The following is a 25,497-nucleotide window of genomic DNA, read 5'->3' on the forward strand; positions in this document are numbered from 1 at the left end:
CGGTGCGGTGCGGTGCATTTGCAGCATCAGGCAGCCTTCCCGATCGGTGTGTTGCCCGCGGCCAGGGCGTCGAGCGGCATCACGTCCGCTTCGAGTGCGGCGGCGAGGCGACGGGCCAGACCCAGCCGGATCGGCCCCGACTCACAATCGACCACCACCGCGGCCACGCCGGCCAGGGCCGGCGCGACCAGTGCCGGATCGGGCCCGCTGGTAGCCCGCCCGTCGGTGACGACGATCAGCAGCGGGCGACGGCGAGGATCCCGCCGCCGCTCGATCGCGATGGTCGCGGCCGCGGCCCGCAGCCCGGCGGCGAGGGGGGTACGCCCACCGGTCCGCAGACTCGCGAGCCGCAGCACCCCCACCTCGTGACTGGACGTGGGCGGCAGCACCTGCTCCGCCGTCCGGCCCCGGAAAGTGATCATCCCGACGCGGTCCCGCCGCTGATAGGCGTCGCGCAGCAACGAGAGCACAGCCGTCTTCACGACGGTCATCCGCTTGCGCGCCGCCATCGAACCGGAGGCGTCGACGACAAAAAGCACCAGGTTGGCCTCACGCCCGACGTGCACGGCCTCCCGCAGATCCCGCGGCTGCACCACCTGCGCGCCCGCCGTCAGCGCCCCACGGTGAATGGCGGCGCGGAGGGTCGCGGGGAGGTGAGGTGCTCCGGCGAGCTTGCCGCGCGGAATGCGGGAGCCGACCACACGGCCCCGCCGGGCGAAAGCCGGTGACCGACGACCGGCGTGACCGCCCTCGCCACGGGCGGCGATCCGCAGAGCCCGCGGGCGGTAGGCGGCACCGGCCTGGACCGCCGCGGCACCCCCGGACGCTTGCCCCTCTTTCGGGGTGCCGTCACTCGATCGGGAGTCGTCGCCACGCTCGGAGGCGTTACTGCTGTCCGGGCTGCTGCTGCCGTCCGGGCCGTTGCCGCTGTCCGGGCCGCTGCTGTCCGGGCCGCTGCTGTTCGGGCCTCCGCTGCTTTGCGGGCGGTTGCTGCTGTCCGGGGTCCCGTTGCTGTCGGGGCCACCGCCGGAGTCGGGGCCGTTGTCGTCCGGGCCGCCCGACGGCGGCTGCGGGTCGTCGTCCGGATCGTCGTCCATGCCGGCCTGGTCGAGGGCTTCTTCGAGGCGCTCCTCGTCCGTACCGGGCGGGTCGAGCGGGTCCTTGCGGCGCCGGTGCGGCAGAGCCAGGCGGGCCGCGTCACGGATGTCGTCGGCGGTGACCCGGTCGCGTCCGTGCCAGGCCGCCAGTGCCACCGCACAGCGGGCGACCACGATGTCCGCGCGCATCCCGTCGACCCCGTAGGCCAGGCAGACCCGGGCGATGCGGTCCAGCTCGGTGTCGGGCAGCAGCACCGACGGCACCGCCTCACGAGCCGCCAGGATCCGCGCAGCCAGCGCGGTCTCGTCAGCCGCGAACCGCGCCGCAAAAGCATCCGGCCCCGCCTCGTACGCCAGCCGCCGCCGCACCACCTCGGCCCGCAACTTGGCATCCCGCGGCGCCGACACGGTGACAACGAGGCCGAACCGGTCGACGAGCTGCGGCCGAGGCTCACCCTCTTCGGGGTTCATCGTCCCCACCAGCAGGAACCGCGCCGCATGCTTGACCGACACACCGTCCCGCTCGACGTGGGCACGCCCCATGGCGGCCGCGTCCAGCAGCAGGTCCACCAGGTGATCCGGCAGCAGATTGACCTCGTCGACATACAGCGCACCCCGGTGCGCGGCGGCGAGCAGACCCGGCTCGTAAGCCTTCACCCCGTCGGCCAGCGCCCGCTGAATGTCCAGCGTCCCGACCACCCGATCCTCGGTGGCCCCGACCGGCAACTCGACCAGCGTCGCCGGCCGATGCCCGTGCGGCGCCCCCGGCTCGTGCGGCCCATCAGGACACCCCGGGTCGGGCGCGGCAGGATCACAGGCGAACCGGCACCCCCGCACCACATCAACCTCGGGAAGCAACGAAGCCAGCGCCCGGACCACGGTCGACTTCGCCGTGCCCTTCTCCCCACGCACGAGCACCCCGCCGACAGCGGGCGAAACAGCAGTCAACAACAGCGCAAGCCGCAAATCGTCAAGTCCGACGACAGCAGAGAACGGGTACGGCGTCACGCCCGGTCCTTTCCGCGGGTCCGCGCCCACGTGCAGAAGGTGCGAGCGGCCGGAGTCTCCTGACTTCCAGGGGCGTGAACCCCCGGTCACAGTGGCGGGACCGTCCCGGTCTCCCACCGGGTTCCTCCACTGCCGCTCGCGAGCCACTCTTTCTCACCCCCACCACCCCGTCAACGTGGGGGTGGGGATACTCACGACTTCGGCCGGCCGCTACTGATGACGATCAAAATCTTGAAGGTCATGTCGTAGGTCCGTGCCGGGTACAGACCGTCGCTCCCGCCGTTTGCCGGCTCCGTGCTCCCAGACCAGCCCCGAACCCCGGCCGCTCGCTCGCCCGGGTCCGCCATCAGCGCAGAGCAACCGGGCCCGACAGACCCAGCCGACGTTCGCGGCTGCCGCCCAGCGGCCGGCATCAGCCCTGTCTGCCGATGCCACCCGCTCAGAAAGACCCGACCGGTCAGCAACCAACCGGCGCCGCGGACCGGTCGAGGGTGAGGCAAGGCGGTCGCACGGACCAACCGCGCCCGCAAGCGAGGCCTGGCAGGCGGGCGCGCAGCGGTGGTTGGGCGGCCAGGCAGTGGTCGTGGGTCAGGTGGGGTTGGGGACGGCTTTTTCGGTGCCGGGGAGGGGTTCGGGGGCGATCTTGTCGAGTTCGGTGAGGACGTCGGTGACGGCGAGGGCTGAGCGTTCGACCAGGGGGCGGAGGCGGCGGTAGAGGGCGGCGTCCGACTCGTCCGGGCGGGTGTGGTCGTTGATGCCGATCATGGCTGCGGCCTGGTCCAGGTCCGGGAGTTCGCCGAGGGCGTGGCGGGCGAGGAGGCAGGCGCCCAGGGCTGTGCCTTCCGGGGTTTCGGCGACGGCTACGGGGAGGTCGAGGGCTGAGGCGAGGATGCCGACCCAGAGTTCCGAGGCCACCGCGCCGCCGGTGGCGCGGACCTCGGTCATGGCGATGCCCTCGTCGGCGAAGGTGTCGCGGACCAGGGCCAGTTGCTGGCAGACGCCTTCGACGGCGGCTCGGACGAGGTGGGCGCGGCCGTGTTCGCGGCGGAGGCCCAGGTAGGCGCCGCGCATGCCGCCGCGCCACCAGGGGGCTCGTTCGCCGAGGAGGTACGGGAGGCAGAGGAGGCCTTCGCTGCCGGCGGCGATCTCGGCGGCTTCGACGAGGAGGGCGGCGTCGCGGACGTCGGCGTCCTCGCCCTCGGCGGCCGGGCGGTCGAAGCTGCCGGCGAAGGTCTCCCCGGCCCAGCGGACCACCGACCCGGCGTTGTTGATCGCGCCGCCGACGACCCAGTGTTCCTCGGTGAGGGCGTAGCAGAACAAGCGGCCGGCATTGTCCGCGGTGGGGCCGTTGACGATCGTGCGCAGGGCGCCGCTGGTGCCGAGGGAGACAGCCGCGACGCCCGCGGGGGTGGCGCCGACGCCGAGGTTGGCGAGGGGGCCGTCGGCCGCGCCGATGATCAGGGGGATTTCCGGGGGCAGGCCGGCGGCGGAGGCCACCTCGGGGCGCAGGCGCAGCCGGTGGGTGGTCGGGACGACCTCGGCGAGCTGGTTCTCGCGGACGCCGGTCAGTGACAGGGCCTCGGGGTCCCAGTGGCGTTCGTGGATGTCGTACATGCCGGTGCCGGAGGCCAGGGACAGGTCGAGGAGGAAACCCTCGGCGGCGAGTCCGGCCAGGACCACTTCCTTGACGCCGCCCCAGCGCGGGGTGTCGCGCACCTTCGCCGGGTCGTTCGCGTTCCACCAGGTCAGCTTGGCGAGGGGTGACATCGGGTGGACCGGGGTGCCCGTCCTGGCCTGGAGGCCTTTGGCACGACCGGCGGCGTTGATCTCGTCGGCCTGGCCGGAGGCGCGGTTGTCGGCCCAGGTGATCAGGGGGCCGAGCGGGGCGCCGTTCGCGTCCATCGGGGCGAGGCCGTGCAGGAAGGCGCTCAGGCCGATGGCGATGACCCGGTCGCCCTGTGCGGCGGACTCCTTGGCCACCGTGACGAGGGCTTCGATCGCCGCGTCGCGGAGCTTGTCCGGGTCGAGTTCGGCCTGGCCCGGCCCGGGGACCGAGAGGGGATAGTGCACGCTCGTCATGGCCCGGACCTCACCGGCGGGGCCGGCGGCGATCGCTTTTGTCGCGGTGGTTCCGGTGTCGATGCCGATGACGACGTCCATGCAGACCCTCCCTGGTCGATGACGGCCGGTGGGCCACTGGAGAATCACCCTAACCGCGCAACGGCACCAGCACCGGGCGCGCACCCGCCCGGGTCACTTCGACCTCGCGGGCAGCGTCCGGCAGCAGCGCCGCGTCACCCGTGACCGGCAGCCAGCCACCGGCCCGGGTCCGGTAACGCAGAGTCGCGTTGCCGGCCGCGACCACCACACCTTGCCTGTCGGGAAGCCGCACCTGCAGGGTCAGGGCCGCGCCGGGATCGGTGAAGCCGTTCAGGACCGCGTCGGGGGTCTCCAGCTGCAGGAAGACGCGGCTGCGGCCGTCGGGTGCCGTCAGCGTCTGCACGACGAAGCGGCGGCGGTCGGCGGTCGCGCCCCGGATGAGCCAGGTGTCGACTGCGGGGGTGATCCAGTAGCCGTACGTGTCCGCGTACCCCTCGCGGGTGGAGAGGTCCCACGGGCCGAGACCGTCACGGTCGAGGTCCGCGTCGGCGGGCCAGGCGCGGTCGCGGCCCGGCAGCCGGCGGTCGAGGCGTTCGGAGCCGGACCACCCGGAGCCCGGACGCCCGCCGCCGGCCGCCTCGATCAGCGCGGACTGGTTGGCCAGGCCGACGGCGAGGCTGCCGGCGCCGTCGCGGCGGCCGGCGCGGACGGCGATCTGGACCGAGGTGTTCTGCTTGCCGGCCGTAGCGAAGAAGACGCCGTCGTGGGCCCGGAAGTCCGGTGCGGTGAAGGTACGCCTGATCCGGCCGCCGGCGTCGTAGGTGAGGCTCGGGGAGTACCGGGCGTCGCGGCCGTCGTCGAGGATCATCACGACGTCGCGGTCGGGGCCGAGCAGGGCGACCGCGGAGTTCGACGCCAGGGTGAGCATCTGTTCGAGGGAGATGACCACCGGGCCGGCCGGTGTCTGCTCGACGAAGCCGATCATGCCGTAGTCGATCTGCCCGATCGGCGACGCGACCTCCTCCCGCACCCGCTGCGCGACGACCGCGGCGCGGCTGTCGTGCGGGGCTGTCCCGGCCCAGACGACCTTCGGCTCGCCGACCAGGCGCTTGCTGCCGACGTGGTCACGCCAGGCCGCACGGACGCTGTCCAGATAGGCGGTGTCCTCCCGCAGGTCACCCCGCGTCGGACCGTCCAGCAGCGGTGAGGCCACCGGTGCCCGCCGGTCGCCGTGGTCCCTGGACAGGCCCACACCCGCGGCCGATCCGGCGACGACCGTGGCGAGTCCGGCGCCGAGCACCGCGCGGCGGCGGACGACACGGCGGTGCCCGCCGGCGCGGACCCGCTCGAGCAGGTCGGGCGGCGAGGACAGGTCGCCGGTGGCGCGTTCCAGTGCCGTACGGATGTCGGTGTCGGTCATCGCGCTCCCCCTTCGGTCGTGGCGGTGACGGGGGCGAGGACTGTGCGCAGGCGTTCGAGGCCGCGTGAGGCGTTGCTCTTCACGTTGCCCTCGGAACAGTCGAGCGCCCGGGCGACCTCCGCGATCGGCAGGTCGTCCAGGTAGCGCAGGATCACGGCGGCCCGTTGCCGCGGTGGCAGGGTGCGCAGCGCCTCGACAACCGCGTCGCGGACGACGATGTGCTCGCTGTGGTCCGGTTCGGCGACGTCGTGGTGGGCCAGCGGCGCCTCGGGGCGCCGGCCGCGGCTGCGCCACCGGTTGGTGGACCGGTTGACCAGCGCGCGCCGGGCGTACGCCTCGGGGGCGCCCTGGATGCGCCGCCACTTCACGTACATCTGCTCGAGGACTTCCTGCACGAGGTCCTCGGCGGTGTGCCGGTCACCGGTGAGCAGGTAGGCGACGCGGAGCAGCCCGGTGCTGCGACTTCGTACGAAGTCGTCGAATCCGTCGCGCATCCCCGCCCTCTCCCCGCCCGTCAATGTGCCTGACACCGGCGGACGGGGAAAGGTTGCTACCGGGCGAGTTCTTTCGCGTACGCGTCCCGGAGCGTCTCCCAGCCGTGGCTCATGGCGTCGCGGCCGCGGATGACGCCGACCGGGTGGCCGTCGAGGAGGCGGGTGAGCACCGCGGCGCAGAGGTGCCATCCGGCGGCGAACATCGGGACCTCGTCGCGGTGCTCGAAGACGTGCCGCAGCGTGAGCCGGGTGCCTTCGGGGATCGGTTCCAGCTCCCAGCGCAGCAGGTCGTCACCCCAGGTGTATTCGAGGACCTCGGGGGCGTCGGCACGGCGTACGGTGGCGGGCAGGTCTGTCCGATCAGGACCGTCGACCATCGCCAGGGTCGTGTCGCCGGTGACCGACAGGTCGCGCGCCGCGGCAAAAGGCGCCCACTGGTCGAGGCGTCCGGGATCGGTCAGGGCGGCCCAGACCTTGGCCGGCGGGTGCCGCAGATCGCGGACGAAGATCAGGGCCCACCGAGCGCCGTCGGGCTCGACGGTCGCGTCGCGGGCCGGGCCGGACTCGAGGTCGCTCATGATTCCTCCAGGTGGCGTTCCAGGGCGTCGAGGTGCCTGTTCCACAGACGCCGGTACGGCGCGAGCCACGCGTCGAGGGCCCGGAACTGCTCCGGTTCGAGGGAGTAGATCCGCTGCTGCGCGGAGGTGCGGCTGGACACGAACCCGGCCTCCCGCAGCACTTTCAGGTGTTTGGAGACGGCGGGCTGGCTCATGGCGAGCGTCTCGACGAGCCGGCTGACGCTGCTGTCGGCGAGGCGGAGCTCGTCGAGGATGCGGCGGCGGGTCGGCTCGGCGAGCACGGCGATGGCGTCGACAGGCACCCACTGACCATGCCACCGCGGTTATATAACCGTCAAGGCATGTAGCTATGATCATCGCATGCGGGTGCTGATCGTGACGTCCGGCTCGACGGGCGACGTGGCGCCCTACACCGGGCTCGGCGCCCGGCTGCGCGAGGCCGGGCACGAGGTCACCCTGGCCACCCACGAACCGTTCCGGGACACCGTGGAGCTGCCGTTCGTGCCGCTGCCCGGCGACCTGCGCGAGATCCTGCCGCAGGCCCGGGGCCAGGACGGCTCCGGTTCCGGCACCGGACCGCGGGCGCTGCTGCGGCTGATGCGCATCGCCCGCCCGCTGGTCGCCGAACTGGGCGACGGCATCGTGCGCGCCGTCGAGCAGACCCGGCCCGACGCGATGCTGCTGTCCACGGTGGTCGCCCCGCTGGGCTACCAGGTCGCCGAGGCCGCCGGCATCCCGTGGGCCGGGGTGTTCCTGCAACCGGTCTTCCCGACCGGCGACTTCGGGCCGGTGCTGATCGGCGGGCGACCGCTCGGCCGGCTCGGCAACCGGCTCACCGGGCGCTTCCTGGAGTCGGCGGCGCACCCGCTCTACGCCCGCCCGGTCCGCGATCTGCGCCGCCGGCTCGGGCTGCCGCAGCGCGGCATGGCGGCGCTGCAACGCGCACAACAGCACCGGTGGCCCACGTTCCACGGCTTCAGCCCGACGGTCGTGCCGCGTCCGGCCGACTGGCCCGCCTCGCAGGAGGTGGTCGGCTACTGGTGGCCGGAGCGACCGTCGGGCTGGACGCCACCCCGCGAGGTGGAAGCCTTCCTGGCCGCCGGCCCGGCACCGGTGTTCATCGGCTTCGGCAGCATGGCGGCGGGACGCGGCGAGCGCCTCGCGGCGCCGGTGCTGGAAGCGGTGACCAAGGCCGGTGTCCGCGCGATCGTGCAGGCCGGCTGGTCGGGGCTGACGGTGGCGGGCGGCCCGGACGTGCTCAGCGTGGGCCCGATGCCGCACGACTGGCTCTTCCCGCGGATGGCGGCCGTGGTGCACCACTCCGGCGCGGGCACCACCGCGGCCGGGCTGCGGGCGGGAGTGCCGGCGGTGCCCGTCCCGGTGCTGGCGGATCAGCCGTTCTGGGCGCGGCGCCTGCGGGAGCTCGGGGTCGCGCCTGCGGGCGTACCGTTGCCGCGGCTGACGGCGGACCGCCTGGCCGGTGCCCTCCGCGCGGCGACGACGGACCCGCGGCACGCGGCCCGGGCGCAGGAGGTCGCGGCGGCGCTCAGGACCGAGGACGGCGCCGCCCGAATTATCGCCTGGCTGAAAACACAGCAGCCGTCCTCCTGAATCAGGAGGACGGCTGCCGGCGGAAAACCGATCAGCGCTCGGTGATCGGGACGAACTGACGCTCGGCCTCGCCCGTGTAGAGCTGGCGCGGGCGGCCGATCTTGGTGGTCGGGTCGGCCATCATCTCGCCCCACTGCGCGATCCAGCCGGGGAGCCGGCCGAGCGCGAACAGCACCGTGAACATCTTCGTCGGGAACCCCATGGCCTTGTAGATCAGGCCGGTGTAGAAGTCGACGTTCGGGTACAGCTTGCGGGAGACGAAGTAGTCGTCCGCGAGGGCGATCTCCTCGAGCTTCAGGGCGATCTCGAGCAGCGGGTCCGGCCGGTCCATCGTGGAGATGACGTCCTGGACGGCCTTCTTGACGATGGCGGCGCGCGGGTCGTAGTTCTTGTAGACCCGGTGCCCGAAGCCCATGAGCTTCACGCCCTTCTCCTTGGCCTTGACGCGGCGCACGAACGCGTCCACGTCGCCGCCGTCGGCGCGGATGCCCTCGAGCATCTCCAGCACCGCGGAGTTGGCGCCACCGTGCAGCGGGCCCGACAGGGCGTTGATGCCCGACGAGACCGACGCGAACAGGTTGGCCTGCGCCGAACCCACCAGCCGCACGGTCGACGTGGAGCAGTTCTGCTCGTGGTCGGCGTGCAGCACGAAGAGCATGTCGAGCACCTTCGCCAGCGTCGGGTCCACCTCGTAGTTCACGGTGGGCAGGCCGAACGTCATGCGGAGGAAGTTCTCGACGTAGTCGAGCGAGTTGTCGGGGTACGGCAGCGGGTGACCGATCGACTTCTTGTACGCGTACGCCGCGATGGTCGGAAGCTTCGCCATGAGCCGAATCCCGGAGATCTCGACCTGCTCGGGATCCGCCGGGTCGAGCGCGTCCTGGTAGAACGTCGAGAGCGCGGTGACGGCCGAGGAGAGCACCGCCATCGGGTGCGCGTCACGGGGGAAGCCGGAGAAGAAGGCGCGCATCTCCTCCTGCAGCAGCGTGTGCACCCGGATCTTGTCGCCGAACTCGGCCAGCTCGGCCGGGGTCGGCAGCTTGTCGTGGATCAGCAGGTAGGAGACCTCGAGGAACGAGGCCTTGCCCGCGAGCTGCTCGATCGGGAAGCCCCGATAGCGCAGGATGCCGGCGTCACCGTCGATGTAGGTGATCGCCGACGCGCAGGAAGCCGTGTTGACGAAGCCCTGGTCCAGGGTGACGTATCCGGTCTCCTTCAGCAGCGCGCTGACATCGATGCCGCCTGGACCCTCGACCGCCTCGCGGACCGGCATGGACAATTGGCCACCGGGGTGGTCGAGCTTGACATCCGTCATGTATTTCCCTCACTTCACCGGCAGATGTCGCCAATAACCTGCCGTTCACCGTAAACCCTCAACCTGAACGGGTCATCAAGCGGTCGACCGCTGAGGGATTGATCACGACCGCCATCGCCGTACACACCATAGATAATGGTCGGTGTAACCGCGTCGTCGCGGTGCGGAGGTGGTGAACCGATGCAGATTCCGGGCCCTGCTCCTGTCGTCGTGGGTGTCAACGGCACCGCGGCGGGTCTTGCCGCGACCCGTCTGGCCGCCCGGGAGGCGATGGCCCGGGGCCACCCGCTCCGGGTCGTGCACGTGTTCACCGGGCCGGGCGCCGGGTCCGCCGACGCACCGGACTGGGCGCAGGCGCGTCACGAGGCGAGCGAGATCGTCGCGGAAGCGGTCGGCACCGCGACTCGCACCGTTCCCGGCGTCCGGGTCGAGGGTCTGGTGCTGGACGGGCTGCCGGTGCGGGAGTTGCTGCGGTTGAGCCGTAATGCCGAGCTGCTCGTGCTGGCCGACGACGACCTCGCGAGCACCCCGCGCCTGCCCGTCGACTCGGTGCTGGTGCAGGTGGCCTCGCGGTCGCGCCGCCCGGTCTTCGTGGCCCGGGGTGTCCGCCCGCCGGCGGGGCCCCTGATGACGGCAGTCGACGGCTCCCCCACCTCGCTGCTCGCGCTGCGCGTCGCCGCGGCCGAGGCCGAGCGGCGCGGCACCGCTCTGGAGGTGCTGCACGTGGTGGAGACCGAGGCCCGCCGGGCTGCCGGTCAGCTGCTGCTCGACACCGCGGTGGCCACCCTGCCGGGGTCCTGGCCCGTGCGCACCAGCCTGCTGATCGGAGAACCTGCGGCGACTCTCGTACGCGCGTCCCGCCGAGCCCGCATGATGATCGTGGGACCGCGCGGCGCCGGTGGCGGCACGTTGCTGGGTGGCGTGGCCCAGCAGTTGCTGCGCCGGTGTGCGTGCCCGACCGTGTTTGTCCACGGAACCCCTGCCGGGGTGACGCCGGTGGCGGGTACGGTGCGATCGGCGGGAGCGCTGATGAGCTGACGGACTGCCAGGGGGAGATGACGGTGCTGACCACAGCTCCGTCGACGCGGGGTCGGCGGTGGTGGCTGCTCTTCGGGGTGGCCGGTGTCCTCGCCACCGTCCTCTACACGGTCAATCTCGGCGCCGCGGTCAGCACGGCCGCCTTCGCCGTGATCGGCATCGGCACCGTCTGGGCGCTGTTCGCCGCTCCGCGCCGCTTCCGGGCCGAGCCCCGCAAGGCGTGGCCGTTCATGGGCGCCGCCGGCATCTTCTTCCTGGTCGGCGTCGTGGTCCGGCCCGCGGTCGAGAGCCGGCCGCTGCTCGCCGACGCTTTCACGATCCCCGGGTACGTCCTCCTGGGCCTCTTCTTCGTCATGCTGCTGCGGGCGCGCGGGAGCATCGAACGCCACGCCCTGCTCGACGGGCTGATGGTGTGCCTGGCCGGCGGGCTCGCCAGTGCACTGCTGCTGGCCGCTCCGGCGGCGGCGATCGAGGGGCGCCCGCAGCTCGTCTCGGTGCTGGCCGGCCTCTACCCGCTCTTCGACGTGGTGCTGCTCGCGCTGGGCATCAACCTCACCTTCACCGCGCGTACGTGGCCCGTGAGCCTGGCGGCGTTGGTGGCCGGCATGGCGCTGATGGTCGTCGGTGACCTCGCGTACGCCATCATCGGCGTCTCCGGGCGGACCTACGCGTCGCCGCTGCTGGACGTGCCTTTTCTGCTGGCGTACACGTTGCTCGGGGTCTCGGCCCTGCACCCGTCGGTGGTGGAGCTGGGCCGCGCGGCCCGCCATCCGGTCCAGGCCTGGTCCTGGCGCCGGATGCTCCTGCTCGTGCCGTCCGTGATCACACCGTTCGTGCTGCTGGTGACGGTCGGTGGCCGGTCGGTCGAATACCGCATGCTGATCGGCGCCTGCGGCATCGCCATCGTCGCGCTCCTGCTGCTGCGGGCCGTCTCGGCCGTGCAGGCGCAGGTCGCGGCGCAGCTGCACTCCGAGCACCAGGCCATGCACGACCCGCTGACCGGGCTCCCGAACCGCCGGATGATCTCCGCGGAGATCGAACGGCTGCTCGCCGCGACACCGCCGGAGGGCACCCGGCGGGTCTGGGTCTACTTCCTCGACCTCGACGGGTTCAAGTGGGTCAACGACTCCTGGGGTCACGACACCGGCGACCAGCTGGTCATCGAGGTCGCGCTGCGGCTGCGGTCGGCGGTCCCGGCGGGCACGATGCTGGCCCGGGTCGGCGGCGACGAGTTCCTGATCGCGTCCGTCGGCGACGAGCAGGCTGCGCTGCGGCTGGTGGAGGACATCCACCGGTGCTTCGCGCGGCCGCTGCCGGTCCGTGACACCGAGGTCGTCATCAGCGCTTCCATCGGCATCGCGCACGCCCCGGGTGACGGCACCCCCGCGGTCACGGCCGAGGCGCTGCAGCGCGACGCCGACACGGCGATGTACCGCTCCAAGGCCGAGGGCCCGGGCCGCGCGACCATCTTCGACACCTCGATGCACGACCGGGTCCGCGAGCGCATCGAGCTCGAGGGGGCCCTGCGGACCGCGCTGGCCGAGAACCAGCTCAGCGTCGTCTACCAGCCGATCGTGCGGATGGAGACGGGCCGGCCGGTCGGCGCCGAGGCCCTGGTGCGCTGGAACCACCCGGAACGCGGCCCGATCCCGCCGATGACCTTCGTCCCGGTCGCCGAGGACGCCGGGCTGATCGGCCCGCTGGGCGACTGGGTCCGCAACGAGGCGCTGGGGCAGCTGTCGCGGTGGCGTGCGGACGGGACGGTCGGCGCCGACTTCTACCTCTCGATCAACGTCTCGCCCCGCCAGCTGAGCCAGGCCGAGCTGCCGATGGTCGTCTCCGGCGAGCTGATGACCCACGGCGTACCGGCGTCGGCGGTGGCGCTGGAGATGACCGAGTCGGTGATGGCCGACGGCGGCAGTGTCACCGCCAAGGTGCTCTTCGAGCTTCGCGAGCTCGGGGTCCAGCTGCTCGTCGACGACTTCGGCACCGGCTTCTCGGCGCTGGGCTACCTGCGCAAGTTCCCGGTGACCGGCGTGAAGATCGACCGGTCGTTCGTCTCCGGGCTCGGCGAAGGCGGTGAGGACGAGGAGATCGTGCGCGCGGTGGTCGCCATGGGCCGGGCCCTCGGCCTGAGCATCGTCGCGGAGGGTGTCGAGACCCGTGTGCAGCGTGACGCGCTCGCCGCCGTCGGTGTCACCCAGGGCCAGGGCTGGCTCTGGGGACCGGGCGTCCCGGCCGGCGACTTCGCGAGCCACTGGAGCGCACGTCAGCACGCGTCCGGGGCCGAGCGCCTCGGTGCCCGCAACACCTGACCCGTTCCCCACAGGGTGACAATCGTCTCGCCCACCTCTGGCGTCACGGCGACAAGTCCGGCATTATTCGCTCGGCCCGGAACCCTCCACTGGGGGAATCCGCGGCCGATGACTGAGACCGGAGGAGGCGACACATGATGACGACGCTGATCGGATCCGAGGGTTCCGTGATCTGGCTCGTGGCCGTTCTGCTCGTACTGGCCTCGGGCCTCGCAGGTGCGCTGCTGGCCGCCACGCGGATGGACGCCGAGCACCGCACTCCGGAGCACTGACCCCCACAGGTGGCAAGCTGGTGGGATGCGCTTCGCCACCTGGAACGTCAACTCGGTCAAGGCCCGCCTGCCCCGGCTGCTGGAGTGGCTGGACCAGACCAAGCCTGACGTGCTCTGCCTGCAGGAGACCAAGGTCGCGGCCGACGGTTTCCCCGCCACGGAGGTCGCCGACCTCGGATATCAGACCGCCTCGTACGGCCAGGGCCGCTGGAACGGTGTCGCCGTTCTCTCCCGGATCGGCCTCGAGGACGTGCGCCACGGCTTCGACGGTGAGCCCGGCTTCCCCGACCCCGAGGCGCGCGCGATCAGCGCCACCTGCGGCGGCATCCGCTTCACCTCCGTGTACGTGCCGAACGGGCGCACGCCGGACGACCCGCACTACACGTACAAGCTGGCCTGGTTCGCCGCGCTGAGGACGGCTCTGGCCGCGCAGGAGGGACCGGCGGTCGTGACGGGCGACTTCAACGTCGCGCCGACCGACGACGACGTCTGGGACCCCGCCCTGTTCGCCGCGTCGACGCACGTCACCCCGCCCGAGCGCGACGCCCTGGCCGCCCTGCGTGACCTGGGCCTGGTCGACGTGGTCCCCCGCCCGCTCAAGGGTGATCACCCCTTCACGTACTGGGACTACCGTGCCGGGATGTTCCACCAGAACAAGGGCATGCGGATCGACCTGGTCTACGCCACCCCCGACGTGGCCGCCACGGTGCGCGACGCCGTGGTCGACAGGGAGGCCCGCAAGGGCAAGGGACCGTCCGACCATGCCCCGATCGTGGTGGACACCGACGCGCCCGTTCCCCCGTCCGAGCCGGGCCGGATTCCGGCCTAGCGCGTAGGCTGGCTTGGATCGGCTTCTGACGGCGGGCGACGAAGAGGGGAACGGATGGACCTCCGGACACCGGTGACGCCACTTCTGGCACCGGCGCCTGCCCTGCTGCGCGCGGCACTCGACGCGTCCGCCGAGGCCGTGCTGCTGTGCCGGGCCTCTGACGACACGATCCTGCTGGCCAACGCCGCGGCGACCGAACTGCTGCCGGGTCTCGTCGCGACCGGCGGAGCTCTCGCCCGCGCCACGGCCGAGCAGGCCGACTCGTTCACGGACGAGGTCGCGGAACGCCACCTGCACGGCCGCCGGCAAGCTCTCGACGCCGATCACTACGCGTGGTACCTGCGGGACATCACCGAGGAGATCCGGCGCGCCGAGGCGCACGAGGCCGAGCAGGCGCGGACAGCTTTCCTCGCCGAGGCCGGCCGCCGGCTCTCCTCGTCGCTGCATCAGCGCCGCTGTGTCCGGACGACCGTCGAGCTGGCCGTGGCCCACCTCGCCGACGCCGCCGTGGTCGTCCTCCCGACGCGCCACCGGCAGAGCGAGTGGGTGCGCCTGGTCCAGGGCGAGGCGGCCGAGGAAGGCACCCTGCGCGACAAGGTGCTGGGTGAGGTGCCCGGCCTGGAGGAAGCGCTGGGCGGTTTCCCGCCGATCCCGAGCCGCTGGCTGGACGCCTCCCAGGTGCCCGCATGGCTGCTCCCCGAGGGTTTCGGCCCGGTCGGTGCGCTGCTGGTGACGCCGCTGCCCGGCAACGCCGAGCCGGCCGGTGCGCTGGTCCTGGCCCGCCGCGGCCCCGACGCGGTCTTCTCCGCCGAGGACGAGATGCTGGCCCGGATCTTCGCGGCCCGCGCGGGTGCGGCTGTCTCGGCCGCGGCGCTCTACCGCGAGCAGGTCGACACCACCGCGATCCTGCAGGCCGACCTGCTGCCGCCGGAGCTGCCCCAGCCCGAGGGTGTGGAGCTGGTCGGCTCCTACCAGGCCGCCAAGGACGCCCTGCGCATCGGCGGCGACTTCTACGACGTGTTCGGCCCGACCGAGGAGAGCCCCGAGACGGTCATCGCGCTCGGTGACGTCTGTGGCAAGGGTCCCGAGGCGGCCGTGCTGACCGGCAAGGTCCGGCAGACGCTGCGGGCCCTGCGCCTGGTCGGCTCCGACCCGGCCGCGATGCTGACCGTGCTCAACCGCGCGCTGCTCGGCTCCAGCCGCCAGCACCGCTTCGTCACCCTGGTCGTCGGCGCGATCAGCCGCTCCGAGCACGGCCGCGTGCGGCTCGAGCTGGCGACGGGCGGTCACCCCGCTCCCCTGGTGCTGCGCGCCGACGGGACCGTCGAGGCGGTCCCGGTGACCGGCACCCTGATCGGCGTGGTGCCCCAGATCCTGGTGCGGCCGGCGACGATCGAGCTGGCGCCCGGCGAGCTCTGCCTGATGTACAGCGACGGCCTGACCGAGGCCCGCGGCGGTGCCACCGGCAACGAGCAGTACGGCGAGACCCGCCTGCGTGACGCCCTGGCCAGCTGTCAGGGCATGCCGGGCGCGGCGGCGGTCGAACGGGTCCGCCAGCTCGTCTCCGACTGGGTGCACGGCGGGGTCCGCGACGACATCGCGATGCTCGCGGTCCGCGCACCGGCCCGCACCAAGCTGAGTCTCATGGAAACCGGTGGGACCAGCGCCTCCCCGTTTGCGATCGACGCCACCCGGAGGGGCCGCCGCCGCTCATGACGGTTTTCACCACGACACCACCGCGCTCGCTCGACGACCCCGGGCTCGGCGAGGAATACCTGCGCCTGGTCGGCGACGGCGACGAGTACGGCGCCGTCGAGGTGGTCAACGAGCTCCTCGAGAACGGCACACCCCCGCAGCGGGTCATGCTCGACCTCATCGCCCGCACCCAGGGCCGCGTCGGTGAGCTGTGGGCGGCCAACGAGTGGTCCATCGCCCGCGAGCACGCCGCGACGGCGATCAGCGAACGCGCCCTCGCGGCCGTCGCCGCCCGCTCGTCCGTCCGCCCGACCCGCGGCCGGATCACCGTCGCCTGCGTCGACGGCGAATGGCACGCCCTGCCCGTCCGCATCCTCGGCGAGATGCTGCGCCTCGACGGCTGGCGCGTCGACTTCCTCGGCGCGAACGTCCCCGGCACCCACCTCGTCACCCACCTCCACCAGACCGGCCCCGACGCCGTGGCGCTGAGCTGCATGATCGCGACCCGGTTGCCCCGGGCGCACGCCGCGATCACCGCCTGCCGCTCGGTCGGCGTGCCGGTGATCGCCGGAGGACGCGGCTTCGGCCCGGACGGCCGCTGGGCGGTCAAACTCGGCACCGACGCCTGGGCCGCCGGCGCCCAGGAAGCCCTGGACCGGCTCAACGGTGACTGGCCCCCGCGCATCGGCGACCCGTACGAGACGGCGTTCCTCGGCGACGACGAATACACGTACGTCGTGCGCCACCGGGGTGATCTGGTGAGCACGGCACTGGTCCGGCTCGCGGCGGCGTATCCGCCGGTCAGCGGGTACGACCAGCGTCAGCACGACGCGACGGCCGAGGACCTCGGCCACGTGGTCGACTTCCTCGCCGCCGCCCTCTACGTCGACGACGCGCAGATCTTCACCGACTTCGTCCAGTGGACGTCCGCGGTGCTCGAAGCGCGCGAGGTGCCGCCGGTGGCGCTCCAGATCGGTCTGATGCTGGTCCGCGACCAGCTCCGCGACTATCCCGCGGCCATCGCGGTCATCGACGCGGGCGTGGCGAAACTCCGGCCGTAATTCGGTCGCGCGGTCCGCGGCCGCGGGCTTACCGTGTCGGCATGATCTCCTGACGCAGCCTTTTCAGGCCCACTGCATCTGGGCGCGCCGTTCCTTGCGCGCGGACTTCATCCGACTTGTCTCTTGCTCGCCTCGTCATTTCGAGGAGGTCGCACCATGCCTGACTTCACAATCCACGTCGACCGCGACGACCTTGCCCGCCAGGACCTGGCCGTGGCGGTGCCGCAGTTGAATGCCGGCACCCCGGACCAGCCGACGGACACCGTCACGACAGCCACGCACCACGGCGCAGGCGACGCCCGGCTCGCAGCGCGCCAGCGCTCGGAACGGGATCGTGCCGGCCGCGCTCCGGGCGGCTCCGGCCGTTCCTACGCCTTCCGCCGCAGCTAGGCCGCCGACCACCAGGTCCGGGCCGCGACACACCCGTGCCGTGGCCCGGGCCGGCAACGCGACGCCGGGCGATCAGCCGGGTCCGGTGAGGTCGATGTGCCAGTCGTTGCTGCGCATCACGAGACCGCTGCCCGGCGGGTACTCGAAATCGCAGGGGCCGCGGAGATCGAAGCCGAGGCGGCGGCACAGTGCGTTGGAGGAGGCGTTCTCGACAGACGGGAACGCATGCAGGCTGTGCGGCGCGCCGGGCCGGCGGGCCAGCTCACGGACGGTGGCGATCAGGGCGGTACCGGCGGCCACGGCGACACCTCGGCCCTGGTACGCCGGCAGGACGTTCCAGCCGGTCTCGTAGATCTGCTCGCCCTGCCAGTCGCGCCGGTGGTAGGCGATGCTGCCGACCATCTCGCCGCCCAGCAGGACGGCGAACATGCAGCCGCGACCGGCCGCCGGCATCTCCAGGTAGCGGCGGTGCCGGGCGAGCAACAGGTCCTCCGGCTCGGGACCGCCGACGTGCCGGCGCATCCGCGGTGTGTTGATCCGGCGCAGGAGGTCGAGCGCGAATTCCGACCAGGGTTCGAGACGAACATCCATGCCCCGCAGCTTGGCAGCAACGGCAAGGCCGGAACCCCCGCCAGAGGTTCCGGCCTTTGCCGTTGCCGAGGATCTCCGGTCAGCCGAGGCGGGCGTACACGTCGTCGAGGAGGCCGTGGTACATGTCGCTCTTGGTGTTGAAGTTGGGGCCGCCGATGCGCAGCGGCTTGTTGTTCGCGATCGAGACCGTCGCCGGGATCGCGACGCTGCCGCGCTGGGTGCCGTCGACGTAGACGGAGAGGACCGCGCCGGAGCGCTGGCACATGATGTCGTGCCAGGCGTTGTCGGCGACGCCGATGCTGGAGCGGACCAGGTAGATCTGGGCGGAGCCCTGGCCGACCACCACGCAGCTGGCCTTGCCCTGGTTGGCGCCGACCTGCATCTTCCACTGGCTCTCGGTGTCCACGACGCCCTTCTGGACGACGTTCGAGGAGCGGACGACCTGGGCCTTGGTCAGGCGTACCGAGGCGCCCCAGCGGAACATCCGGGTGCCCGGGTCGAGGTCGGCGTCGTCCGTGCCTTCGAGGAGGGCTCGGGGGCAGGTCGCCGCACCGGTGGTGCAGACGGCCGGGAAGGACGCGTACTTGTCGGCGGTGGTGCCGTTGAAGTTGACCCGGCCCCGGTCGGCGGTCCGGACGGTGAGGGCGGGTCCCTTGCCGGAGAGGTCCGCGATCCGGCCGGTTGCGCCCACTCCCCCGTCGAAGCTGTACCGGGCGACGGTGACCGGTGCCGGAGCGGCGACGGGTGCGGCGAGGGCGGGTGTGGCCGTGAACGCCAGGGCGGTGGCCACGGTGAGGACGATGAGACGCATAGTACAAAAGGTACGTAAGTATCGCTTCAATGCCAAAACGGCGGGTTCAGCGTTTCGGCTGATCCGGTCAGAGCAGACCGGCCGACTCGGCGATCATGCAGACGGCCACCAGGCGCATCAGGTGCCACTCGGCCGCCAGCCAGGCCGGACCCGACAGGTACGCGTGACCCGGCTGCGGCACCGGGCGGCCCATCCGCTCGGCGGCGGCGGCGATGGACTTGGCGTACGCGGCCAGCCCCTCGGCGTCGACCTCACGGCCGGCGTGCATGAGCGCGTCGCGGACAGCCGCGGCGTGCTGGTCGACCTGGGCCAGCAGGCCCGTGTCGCCGAGGGCGGCGGCGAGGCCGTCGACGCCGACCCGTGCCATCATCTCGTCCAGCAGCGCGCGGGCCGGGTCGACGGCGGGAGCGGTGGAAATCGGGGCGAAGGCCAGGAATTCGTTCGTCATGGGAAGGACGCTAGGGCCTCGCGTCACCGGTTGACAGCCAGGTAACCGAACGGCACCCGACCGCTCCCCGCCACGCACCCCGGCGCCGGTGAAACCGCTCGGAAGGGGACAGAATTCAGACGTGGGCGCTGCGCCCGGCGCGGGCCAGCAGCTCGGCGGCCTCGGCCTCGGGCAGCGGACGCGCGAAGTAGTAGCCCTGCGCGCGTTCGCACCCCAGCTCCCGCAGCAGCTCGACCTGTTCGCGGGTCTCGACACCTTCGGCGATGGTGCCCAGTTCCAGCCCGGAGGCCAGGTCGATGATCGCCTTGACCATGGTGCGGGCGGCCGGGTCGGGCGTACCGGGGGCCGGCATGAAGGATTTGTCGATCTTGATGTGGTCGATCGGGAGGTCGCGCAGGTAGGCCAGGGACGAGTAACCCGTGCCGAAGTCGTCGACGGCGACCCGCACACCCTGCTCCCGCAGTGTCGTGAGGTGCCGGATCGCCTGCTCGGTGACCACCCCGGAGTTGACCAGGACACCCTCGGTGATCTCCAGGATCAGCGCGGCGGGCGGCAGCGCGGAGGCCTTCAACGCGTCCAGGACCTGGGTGGCGAAGTCGGGTTCGCGCAGCTGGCGGGGCGACACGTTGACCGAGACGACAGCGCCGTGACGCCGGTGCCACTCGGACACCACCTCGCACGAGCGGCGCAGCACCCAGGCGCCGATCGGGACGATGAGGCCGCTGTCCTCCGCCGAGGGGATGAACTGGTCCGGCGGGATCATCTGCTGTCCCGCCGGCTGCCAGCGGATCAGGGCCTCCACGCCGACCAGGTGCTCGTCGGCCAGCCGGACCAGCGGCTGGTAGTGGACCAGCAGTTCGTCGCGGGCGACGGCGCCGCGGAGGCGTTCGACCGTGGCGGCCGTCGCCCGGCGCTGTTCGCGCAGGTTGCGGTCGAAGGTCGCCAACTGGTCGCGGCCCGCCGCCTTGGCCGAGTGCAGGGCCAGGTACGCGTCACGCAGGATGTCGGCCGTCAGGAGGTCCGGCCTCAGACGGCGCAGGCCCACGCTGGCCGTGGCGAAGAGTTCGTGCCCCTGGACCTCGACCGGGCGGCGCATCGCCACGAGCACCTCGTGCGCGCACGCCTCGACCTGCTCCGGTTCGACACCGGTCAGCAGCACCGCGAACTCGTCGCTGTCCAGCCGGGCCAGCAGGCCCCGCTCGCCGAGGATCTCGCGGAGCCGGGCCGCCACCGCGAGCAGCAGGTCGTCGCCCATCGCGTGCCCGAACCGGTCGTTGACCTCCTTGAAGTCGTCGAGGTCGAGCACAAAGAGGGCGCCGGGGATCTCGCGGGCCAGCGCCGAGGTGATGCGGTCGTACAGCAGCGACCTGTTCGGCAGACCCGTCAGCAGGTCGTGCTGGGCCCGCTCACGCAACTCCTGTTGCAGGCGCGCCTCGCTGTCGAGGGAGGCCTGCAGCGCGACGGCACGCCGGCGGGACAGCACGTTCAATTGGCGCATCCGGGCCACCACCAGCGCCGCGGTCAGTGCTGTCGCCCCGACAGGCACGATGATGTCCGCCGGTGCCACCCGGCTGTTCCAGCTCTCGTGCAGCAGGTAGATCGCCGTCATGATCGGGGTCGCCACCACCGTGACGATGTAGATCCGGGCGGTGCCGATGTCCTCGGGCAGGTCGTCCGCCGGCTCGGTCGCCGTGTGTGCCATCGAGGGATGCAGGGCCGCGGCGCCGAGCAGGGCGTTGGCGACCAGCCAGCAGACGATGCTGACCACGGGCGGTTGCCCGCCGGCGACCGACACGACGAACATCGCGGTGTCGGCGATCAGCAGCGCGCCGGTCGCCCCCGCGATCAGGCGGTAGGTCACCGAGGCCGTCCCGCCGACCAGCAGCAGCCGCAGGCCGAGAGCGAAGATCACCATGTCGAGCATCGGGTACACGACGACGTGCAGCTGCTCCGGCGTGTGGTTCGTGTCGATCACCAGCGGGTCGACGAGCAGCGTCCACCAGACCACCGCGGCGCCGCTGGTGATGATGCCGGCCTCGGTGTAGCCGGCAAAGTTCAACCCCGGCCGGCCGTGGACCGGGAGCAGCGCCAGCGCGACGGCGAGCACCGGATAGGTCGTGTAGTAGAGCAGGTCGACGGCCGGCGACGCACCGATGATCCCGGCGGCCCGGAGCACCGGCCAGGTCACGTTGGCGACCACGGTGAAGATCACGGAGCCCAGCAGGATCCGCCACGGCAGAACGTGCCGCGGCCGGTTCAGCCGGATGCCCGCCACCAGCGCCGCGATGACCGCCGTGCTGCCCAGCAGCTGCATGACGACCCGCAGGCCGTGCGTCGGCAGCAGGGGCGTGACGATCACGAGCGCCCCGGTGGCGCCGAGGTACCAGCGCCACCAGGGGCGTCCGGACTCAGCAACGATCCCCACCCGACCACGGTCGCATGGAAGCCCGACAAGAGTGGCCGGAACCGGACAGAAGGTGCTACGCGGGCAGTTGGTCCATGGCCTTGTAGATGCGTTTGTCCGAAACGGGGTACGCGGTACCGAGGGCCTGGGCGAAGAAGTTGATCCGCAACTCCTCGATCATCCAGCGGATCTCCCGCAGCCCCTCGTCGGCCGGTCCACCGGCGGGCAGCTCGGCCCGCAGCTCGCGGTACTCCTGCTCGATCTCGTGGATCTGCGCCATCAGCTGCCGGTCCCGGGCCAGGGTGCCGCCGAGCCGGTCCAGCCGGTGCATGATGCCGCGGAGATACCGCGGCAGGTGATGCATCTGCTTCCAGCCGGTCTCGGTGACGAACCCCGGATGGACCAGGCCCTTGAGCTGCTGCCGGATGTCGGCCAGCGCCGGCACCAGGGACGGGTCGCGGGTGCCGGCCAGCCGCTGATCCACCTCGTACGCCGTGGCGAGCACCGCCCGCACCTGCGTGACGACGTTGGCGACGGCGTCGACCAGGTCGGCGCGGACCTCGTCGCGCAGCTGGGCAAAAGCCTCCTTGGACCAGGCCGGACCACCCGCGTCGGCAACCAGCTTGTCGACGGCCGCACCCGCGCAGTCGTCCAGCAGATCGGCGATCGACTTGTACGGGTTGCCGCGGGACAGCTCCAGCTTGGCGCGGTTGTCGAGGCGGCCCTGCAGGAACCGGGCCGCCGGCGGCAGGGTGAGCATCAGCAGACGCCGGGTGCCGGCCCGCATCGCCTCACGCTGCTCGGCCTCCGTCTCGAAGACGCGGACGGCCACACTGTCCTTCTCGTCGGTCAGCGCCGGATAGACCGTGACCTCGTACCCACCGCGGACCTGGGCGACCGAGCGCGGCAGGGTGCCGAAGTCGTTCGTCGTGATGCCGCGGCGCTCGATGGCACCGGCGGCGGCCGAGATGGTCGCCTGCACCTTGGGCGCGAGACTCGCACGCAGCACGTCGAGGTCGCGGCCCTGACCGACCACCGCGCCGTCCTCGTTGACCACCCGGAAGTTCATCTTGAGGTGGTCGGGCACCTGGTCGGGACGCCAGGCGTCCCGCGGCACCATCGTGCCGGTCAGCCGGCGCAGCTCACCGCCGACCGCGTCGGGCAGCGAACCCCGGCGGGCGGGCACCCGGCTCAGCACGGCCTCCGCCCAGTCCGGCACGGGCACGAAGCTGGTCCGCAGGTGCTTGGGCAGCGCCCGGATCAGCGCCACCACGACCTCCTTGCGCAGGCCGGGCACCGACCAGCCGAAGTCGTCGGCGTCGAGCTTGTTGAGCAGCGCCAGCGGCACCTGCACGGTCACACCGTCGGCGGCCGCGCCCGGCTCGAACTGGTAGCTCAGCGGCAGGCGGACGCCGTCGGCGAGCCAGGCGTCCGGGTACGCGCCCGGGTCGACGGCGTCGCGGCCCGCGTTGACCAGCAGCTCACGGGTGAAGGTGAGCAGGTTCGGGTCGTCGTGGCGGGCCTTCTTCCACCAGGCGTCGAAGTGCCGGGCCGAGACCACGTCGGCGGGGATGCGGGCGTCGTAGAGGGCGTACACGGTCTCGTCGTCGACGGCGATGTCGCGGCGCCGCGCCCTGTTCTCGATCTCCTCGATGCGCGCCAGCAGCTTGGTGTTCTCGGCGAAGAACTTGTGGTGGGTCTCCCAGTCGCCCTCGACCAGCGCGTGGCGGATGAAGAGCTCACGGCACATCGCCGGGTCGACCTTGCTGTAACCGACCTTGCGCCGGGGCACGATCGGCAGCCCGTAGAGGGTCACCTTCTCGTACGCCATCACGGCGCCCTGGTTCTTCTCCCAGTGCGGCTCGCTGTAACTGCGCTTGACCAGGTGCGGAGCGAGCTTCTCGGCCCACTCCGGCTCGATGCGCGCGTTCACCCGGCCCCAGAGCCGCGACGTCTCGACCAGCTCGGCCGACATCACCCAGCGCGGTTGTTTCCTGAACAGCGCCGAGCCCGGGAAGATCGCGAACTTGGCACCCCGGGCACCCAGGTATTCACGCTTGTCGGTGTCCTTGAGGCCGATGTGCGAGAGCAGACCGGACAGCATGGCCGTGTGCACGGCCTGGCCCGCGGCGAGCTCGTCACGCTCGGTGAGGGTCAGCCCGAGCGTACGGGCGACCTGCCGCAGCTGCGAGTAGATGTCCTGCCACTCGCGGACCCGCAGGTAGTTGAGGTATTCACTGCGGCACAGACGGCGGAACTGGTTGCCGGACAGCTCGCGCTGCTTCTCCCTCAGGTACCGCCAGAGGTTGAGGTAGCTGAAGAAGTCGGATTCCTTGTCGGCGAACCGGCCGTGCTTCTCGTCCGCGAGCTGCTGTTTGTCGGCGGGCCGCTCCCGCGGGTCCTGGATGGACAGCGCCGCGGTGATGACCATGACCTCGGCCAGGCAGTCCTGCTTGTCCGCCTCGATGACCATGCGGGCCAGCCGCGGGTCGACGGGCAGCTGGGCGAGCTGCCGGCCCATCGGGGTCAGCTTGCGCTGTTCCAGCGCGCCGAGCTCCTCCAGGAGCTTCACACCGTCGGTGACGTTGCGCTTGTCCGGCGGGTCGATGAACGGGAACGCGGCCAGATCGCCGAGGCCGAGACTGGTCATCTGCAGGATGACGCTGGCGAGGTTGGTCCGCAGGATCTCCGGCTCGGTGAACGCCGGCCGCGACTCGAAGTCCTCCTCCGAGTAGAGCCGGATGCAGATGCCGTCCGACGTCCGCCCGCAGCGCCCCTTGCGCTGGTTGGCGCTGGCCTGCGAGACGGCCTCGATCGGCAGCCGCTGCACCTTGAGCCGGCTGCTGTACCGCGAGATGCGGGCGGTACCGGGGTCGATGACGTACCGGATGCCGGGGACCGTCAGGGACGTCTCGGCGACGTTGGTGGCCAGCACGACGCGGCGGCCGGTGTGCCGCTGGAAGACCTTGTGCTGCTCGGCCGCGGAGAGCCGGCCGTAGAGCGGGACGATCTCGGTGTTCTTCAGGTCGCGGCGGTTGAGGGCGTCGGCGGTGTCGCGGATCTCCCGCTCGCCGCTGAGGAAGACCAGGATGTCGCCACTGCTCTCGGCGCCGAGCTCGTCGACCGCGGCGGCGATGCCGTCGACCTGGTCGACCGGCTCCTCCCGGGACTCCTCGTCCTCCTCGCCGGTCGTCTCGACCAGCGGGCGGTACCGGACCTCGACCGGATAGGTCCGGCCCGAGACCTCGATGACCGGCGCCGGGCCGGCGGGACCCGCGAAGTGCTCGGCAAACCGCTGGGTCTCGATCGTGGCCGACGTGATGATCAGCTTGAGGTCGGGACGCTGGGGCAGCAGCTGCGCGAGGTAGCCGAGGATGAAGTCGATGTTGAGGCTGCGCTCGTGCGCCTCGTCGATGATCAGGGTGTCGTACCGGCGCAGCATCCGGTCGTTCTGGATCTCGGCGAGCAGGATGCCGTCGGTCATGACCTTGACCATGGTCTCGTCGGTGACCTGGTCGGTGAAGCGGACCTTGTAACCGACGGTCGACCCCAGCGGGGTGCCGAGCTCCTCGGCGATGCGCTCGGCGACCGTGCGCGCGGCGATCCGCCGCGGCTGGGTGTGCCCGATCTGACCGCGCACACCGCGGCCCAGCTCCAGGCAGATCTTCGGGAGCTGGGTGGTCTTGCCCGAGCCCGTCTCGCCCGCGATCACCACGACCTGGTGGTCGCGGATCGCGGCGAGGATGTCGTCGCGGCGCTGACTGACCGGCAGCTCTTCCGGATAGGTGATCGGCGGGACGTTCGCCAGCCGCGCCTCACGGCGCTGCTCGGCCTGGGTGATCTCGGCGGCGATCTCGGTGAGCACGGCGGCGCGGGCGAGCTCGTCGCGGATGCGGCGAGTGCCCTCGATCCGGCGCTGGAGACGGCGCTCGTCGCGGGGAAGGAGGTCGGACGCGCGGCGGCGGAGCTCGGCGGGGTCCTGGATGGGCGTTACAGACATGGCGCGTCAACAATAGGCAG

20 protein-coding genes and 1 riboswitch are annotated in these 25,497 nt (G+C 71.9%); of the genes, 8 read left to right on the forward strand and 12 right to left on the reverse strand.

The window, feature by feature from the left end:
* Positions 1–26: 26 nt before the first annotated feature.
* The 6 genes from AFR_RS27055 to AFR_RS27080 all read right to left on the reverse strand — a co-directional run bounded on the left by AFR_RS27055 (position 27) and on the right by AFR_RS27080 (position 6,999).
* Positions 27–2,105, reverse strand: coding sequence for a VWA domain-containing protein (locus tag AFR_RS27055; RefSeq protein ID WP_041841168.1), 2,079 nt, complete (start codon positions 2,103–2,105; stop codon positions 27–29).
* Between the two features lie 31 nt (positions 2,106–2,136).
* Positions 2,137–2,267, reverse strand: a riboswitch (cobalamin riboswitch).
* 426 nt (positions 2,268–2,693) lie between these two features.
* Positions 2,694–4,265 carry a gluconokinase gene (locus tag AFR_RS27060; protein ID WP_023364551.1) on the reverse strand — a complete coding sequence of 524 codons (1,572 nt, stop codon included), beginning with the start codon at positions 4,263–4,265 and terminating at the stop codon, positions 2,694–2,696.
* Between the two features lie 49 nt (positions 4,266–4,314).
* Complete coding sequence (locus AFR_RS27065) at positions 4,315–5,625, reverse strand: hypothetical protein (RefSeq protein WP_023364553.1); 1,311 nt, start codon at positions 5,623–5,625, stop codon at positions 4,315–4,317.
* Complete coding sequence (locus tag AFR_RS27070) at positions 5,622–6,119, reverse strand: SigE family RNA polymerase sigma factor (protein ID WP_023364554.1); 498 nt, start codon at positions 6,117–6,119, stop codon at positions 5,622–5,624. The genes AFR_RS27065 and AFR_RS27070 overlap by 4 nt, the downstream gene beginning before the upstream one ends.
* Positions 6,120–6,175: 56 nt before the next feature.
* A complete protein-coding gene (locus AFR_RS27075) occupies positions 6,176–6,697 on the reverse strand; it encodes an SRPBCC family protein (RefSeq protein ID WP_023364556.1) in 522 nt (173 codons plus the stop codon).
* A complete protein-coding gene (locus AFR_RS27080; protein ID WP_023364559.1) occupies positions 6,694–6,999 on the reverse strand; it encodes an ArsR/SmtB family transcription factor in 306 nt (101 codons plus the stop codon). The genes AFR_RS27075 and AFR_RS27080 overlap by 4 nt, the downstream gene beginning before the upstream one ends.
* A gap of 58 nt (positions 7,000–7,057) precedes the next feature.
* Here AFR_RS27080 and AFR_RS27085 point away from each other — a divergent pair, with 58 nt between their 5' ends.
* Positions 7,058–8,308, forward strand: a complete 1,251-nt coding sequence (locus AFR_RS27085; RefSeq protein WP_023364561.1) for a glycosyltransferase — start codon at positions 7,058–7,060, stop codon at positions 8,306–8,308.
* 31 nt (positions 8,309–8,339) lie between these two features.
* Here AFR_RS27085 and AFR_RS27090 read toward each other — a convergent pair whose 3' ends face one another.
* Entirely contained in the window at positions 8,340–9,623 is a 1,284-nt protein-coding gene (locus tag AFR_RS27090) for a citrate synthase (protein WP_023364564.1), read from the reverse strand.
* 180 nt (positions 9,624–9,803) lie between these two features.
* Here AFR_RS27090 and AFR_RS27095 point away from each other — a divergent pair, with 180 nt between their 5' ends.
* The 7 genes from AFR_RS27095 (at position 9,804) to AFR_RS27120 (ending at position 17,223) form a co-directional block, all read left to right on the forward strand.
* Complete coding sequence (locus AFR_RS27095) at positions 9,804–10,661, forward strand: universal stress protein (protein ID WP_023364568.1); 858 nt, start codon at positions 9,804–9,806, stop codon at positions 10,659–10,661.
* Positions 10,662–10,684: 23 nt separating this feature from the next.
* Complete coding sequence (locus AFR_RS27100) at positions 10,685–12,976, forward strand: putative bifunctional diguanylate cyclase/phosphodiesterase (RefSeq protein ID WP_041842765.1); 2,292 nt, start codon at positions 10,685–10,687, stop codon at positions 12,974–12,976.
* Positions 12,977–13,110: 134 nt separating this feature from the next.
* Positions 13,111–13,248 (forward strand): hypothetical protein, encoded by a 138-nt coding sequence (locus AFR_RS46870; protein ID WP_158510574.1) that lies wholly within the window; start codon positions 13,111–13,113, stop codon positions 13,246–13,248.
* Between the two features lie 25 nt (positions 13,249–13,273).
* The gene (locus AFR_RS27105) at positions 13,274–14,077 is read left to right on the forward strand and encodes an exodeoxyribonuclease III (RefSeq protein ID WP_023364574.1); all 804 of its coding nucleotides are present in this window, start codon (positions 13,274–13,276) and stop codon (positions 14,075–14,077) included.
* A 54-nt stretch (positions 14,078–14,131) separates the two neighbouring features.
* Positions 14,132–15,793, forward strand: coding sequence for a PP2C family protein-serine/threonine phosphatase (locus AFR_RS27110; RefSeq protein WP_023364576.1), 1,662 nt, complete (start codon positions 14,132–14,134; stop codon positions 15,791–15,793).
* Positions 15,790–16,833, forward strand: a complete 1,044-nt coding sequence (locus AFR_RS27115) for a cobalamin B12-binding domain-containing protein (RefSeq protein ID WP_023364578.1) — start codon at positions 15,790–15,792, stop codon at positions 16,831–16,833. The genes AFR_RS27110 and AFR_RS27115 overlap by 4 nt, the downstream gene beginning before the upstream one ends.
* 156 nt (positions 16,834–16,989) lie before the next feature.
* Positions 16,990–17,223, forward strand: a complete 234-nt coding sequence (locus AFR_RS27120; RefSeq protein WP_023559997.1) for a hypothetical protein — start codon at positions 16,990–16,992, stop codon at positions 17,221–17,223.
* Between the two features lie 72 nt (positions 17,224–17,295).
* Here AFR_RS27120 and AFR_RS27125 read toward each other — a convergent pair whose 3' ends face one another.
* The 5 genes from AFR_RS27125 to hrpA form a co-directional block, all read right to left on the reverse strand.
* Positions 17,296–17,814 carry a GNAT family N-acetyltransferase gene (locus tag AFR_RS27125; protein WP_023559998.1) on the reverse strand — a complete coding sequence of 173 codons (519 nt, stop codon included), beginning with the start codon at positions 17,812–17,814 and terminating at the stop codon, positions 17,296–17,298.
* A 79-nt stretch (positions 17,815–17,893) separates the two neighbouring features.
* The gene (locus AFR_RS27130) at positions 17,894–18,625 is read right to left on the reverse strand and encodes a LamG-like jellyroll fold domain-containing protein (RefSeq protein WP_023559999.1); all 732 of its coding nucleotides are present in this window, start codon (positions 18,623–18,625) and stop codon (positions 17,894–17,896) included.
* A 67-nt stretch (positions 18,626–18,692) separates the two neighbouring features.
* Positions 18,693–19,073, reverse strand: coding sequence for a DUF6401 family natural product biosynthesis protein (locus AFR_RS27135; protein ID WP_023560000.1), 381 nt, complete (start codon positions 19,071–19,073; stop codon positions 18,693–18,695).
* A gap of 115 nt (positions 19,074–19,188) precedes the next feature.
* Complete coding sequence (locus AFR_RS27140) at positions 19,189–21,498, reverse strand: EAL domain-containing protein (RefSeq protein ID WP_023560001.1); 2,310 nt, start codon at positions 21,496–21,498, stop codon at positions 19,189–19,191.
* 55 nt (positions 21,499–21,553) lie between these two features.
* Entirely contained in the window at positions 21,554–25,477 is a 3,924-nt protein-coding gene (gene hrpA, locus AFR_RS27145; RefSeq protein ID WP_023560002.1) for an ATP-dependent RNA helicase HrpA, read from the reverse strand.
* Positions 25,478–25,497 lie beyond the last annotated feature (20 nt).

The organism is Amorphoplanes friuliensis DSM 7358 (genome assembly GCF_000494755.1).
Lineage (GTDB): Bacteria > Actinomycetota > Actinomycetes > Mycobacteriales > Micromonosporaceae > Actinoplanes > Actinoplanes friuliensis.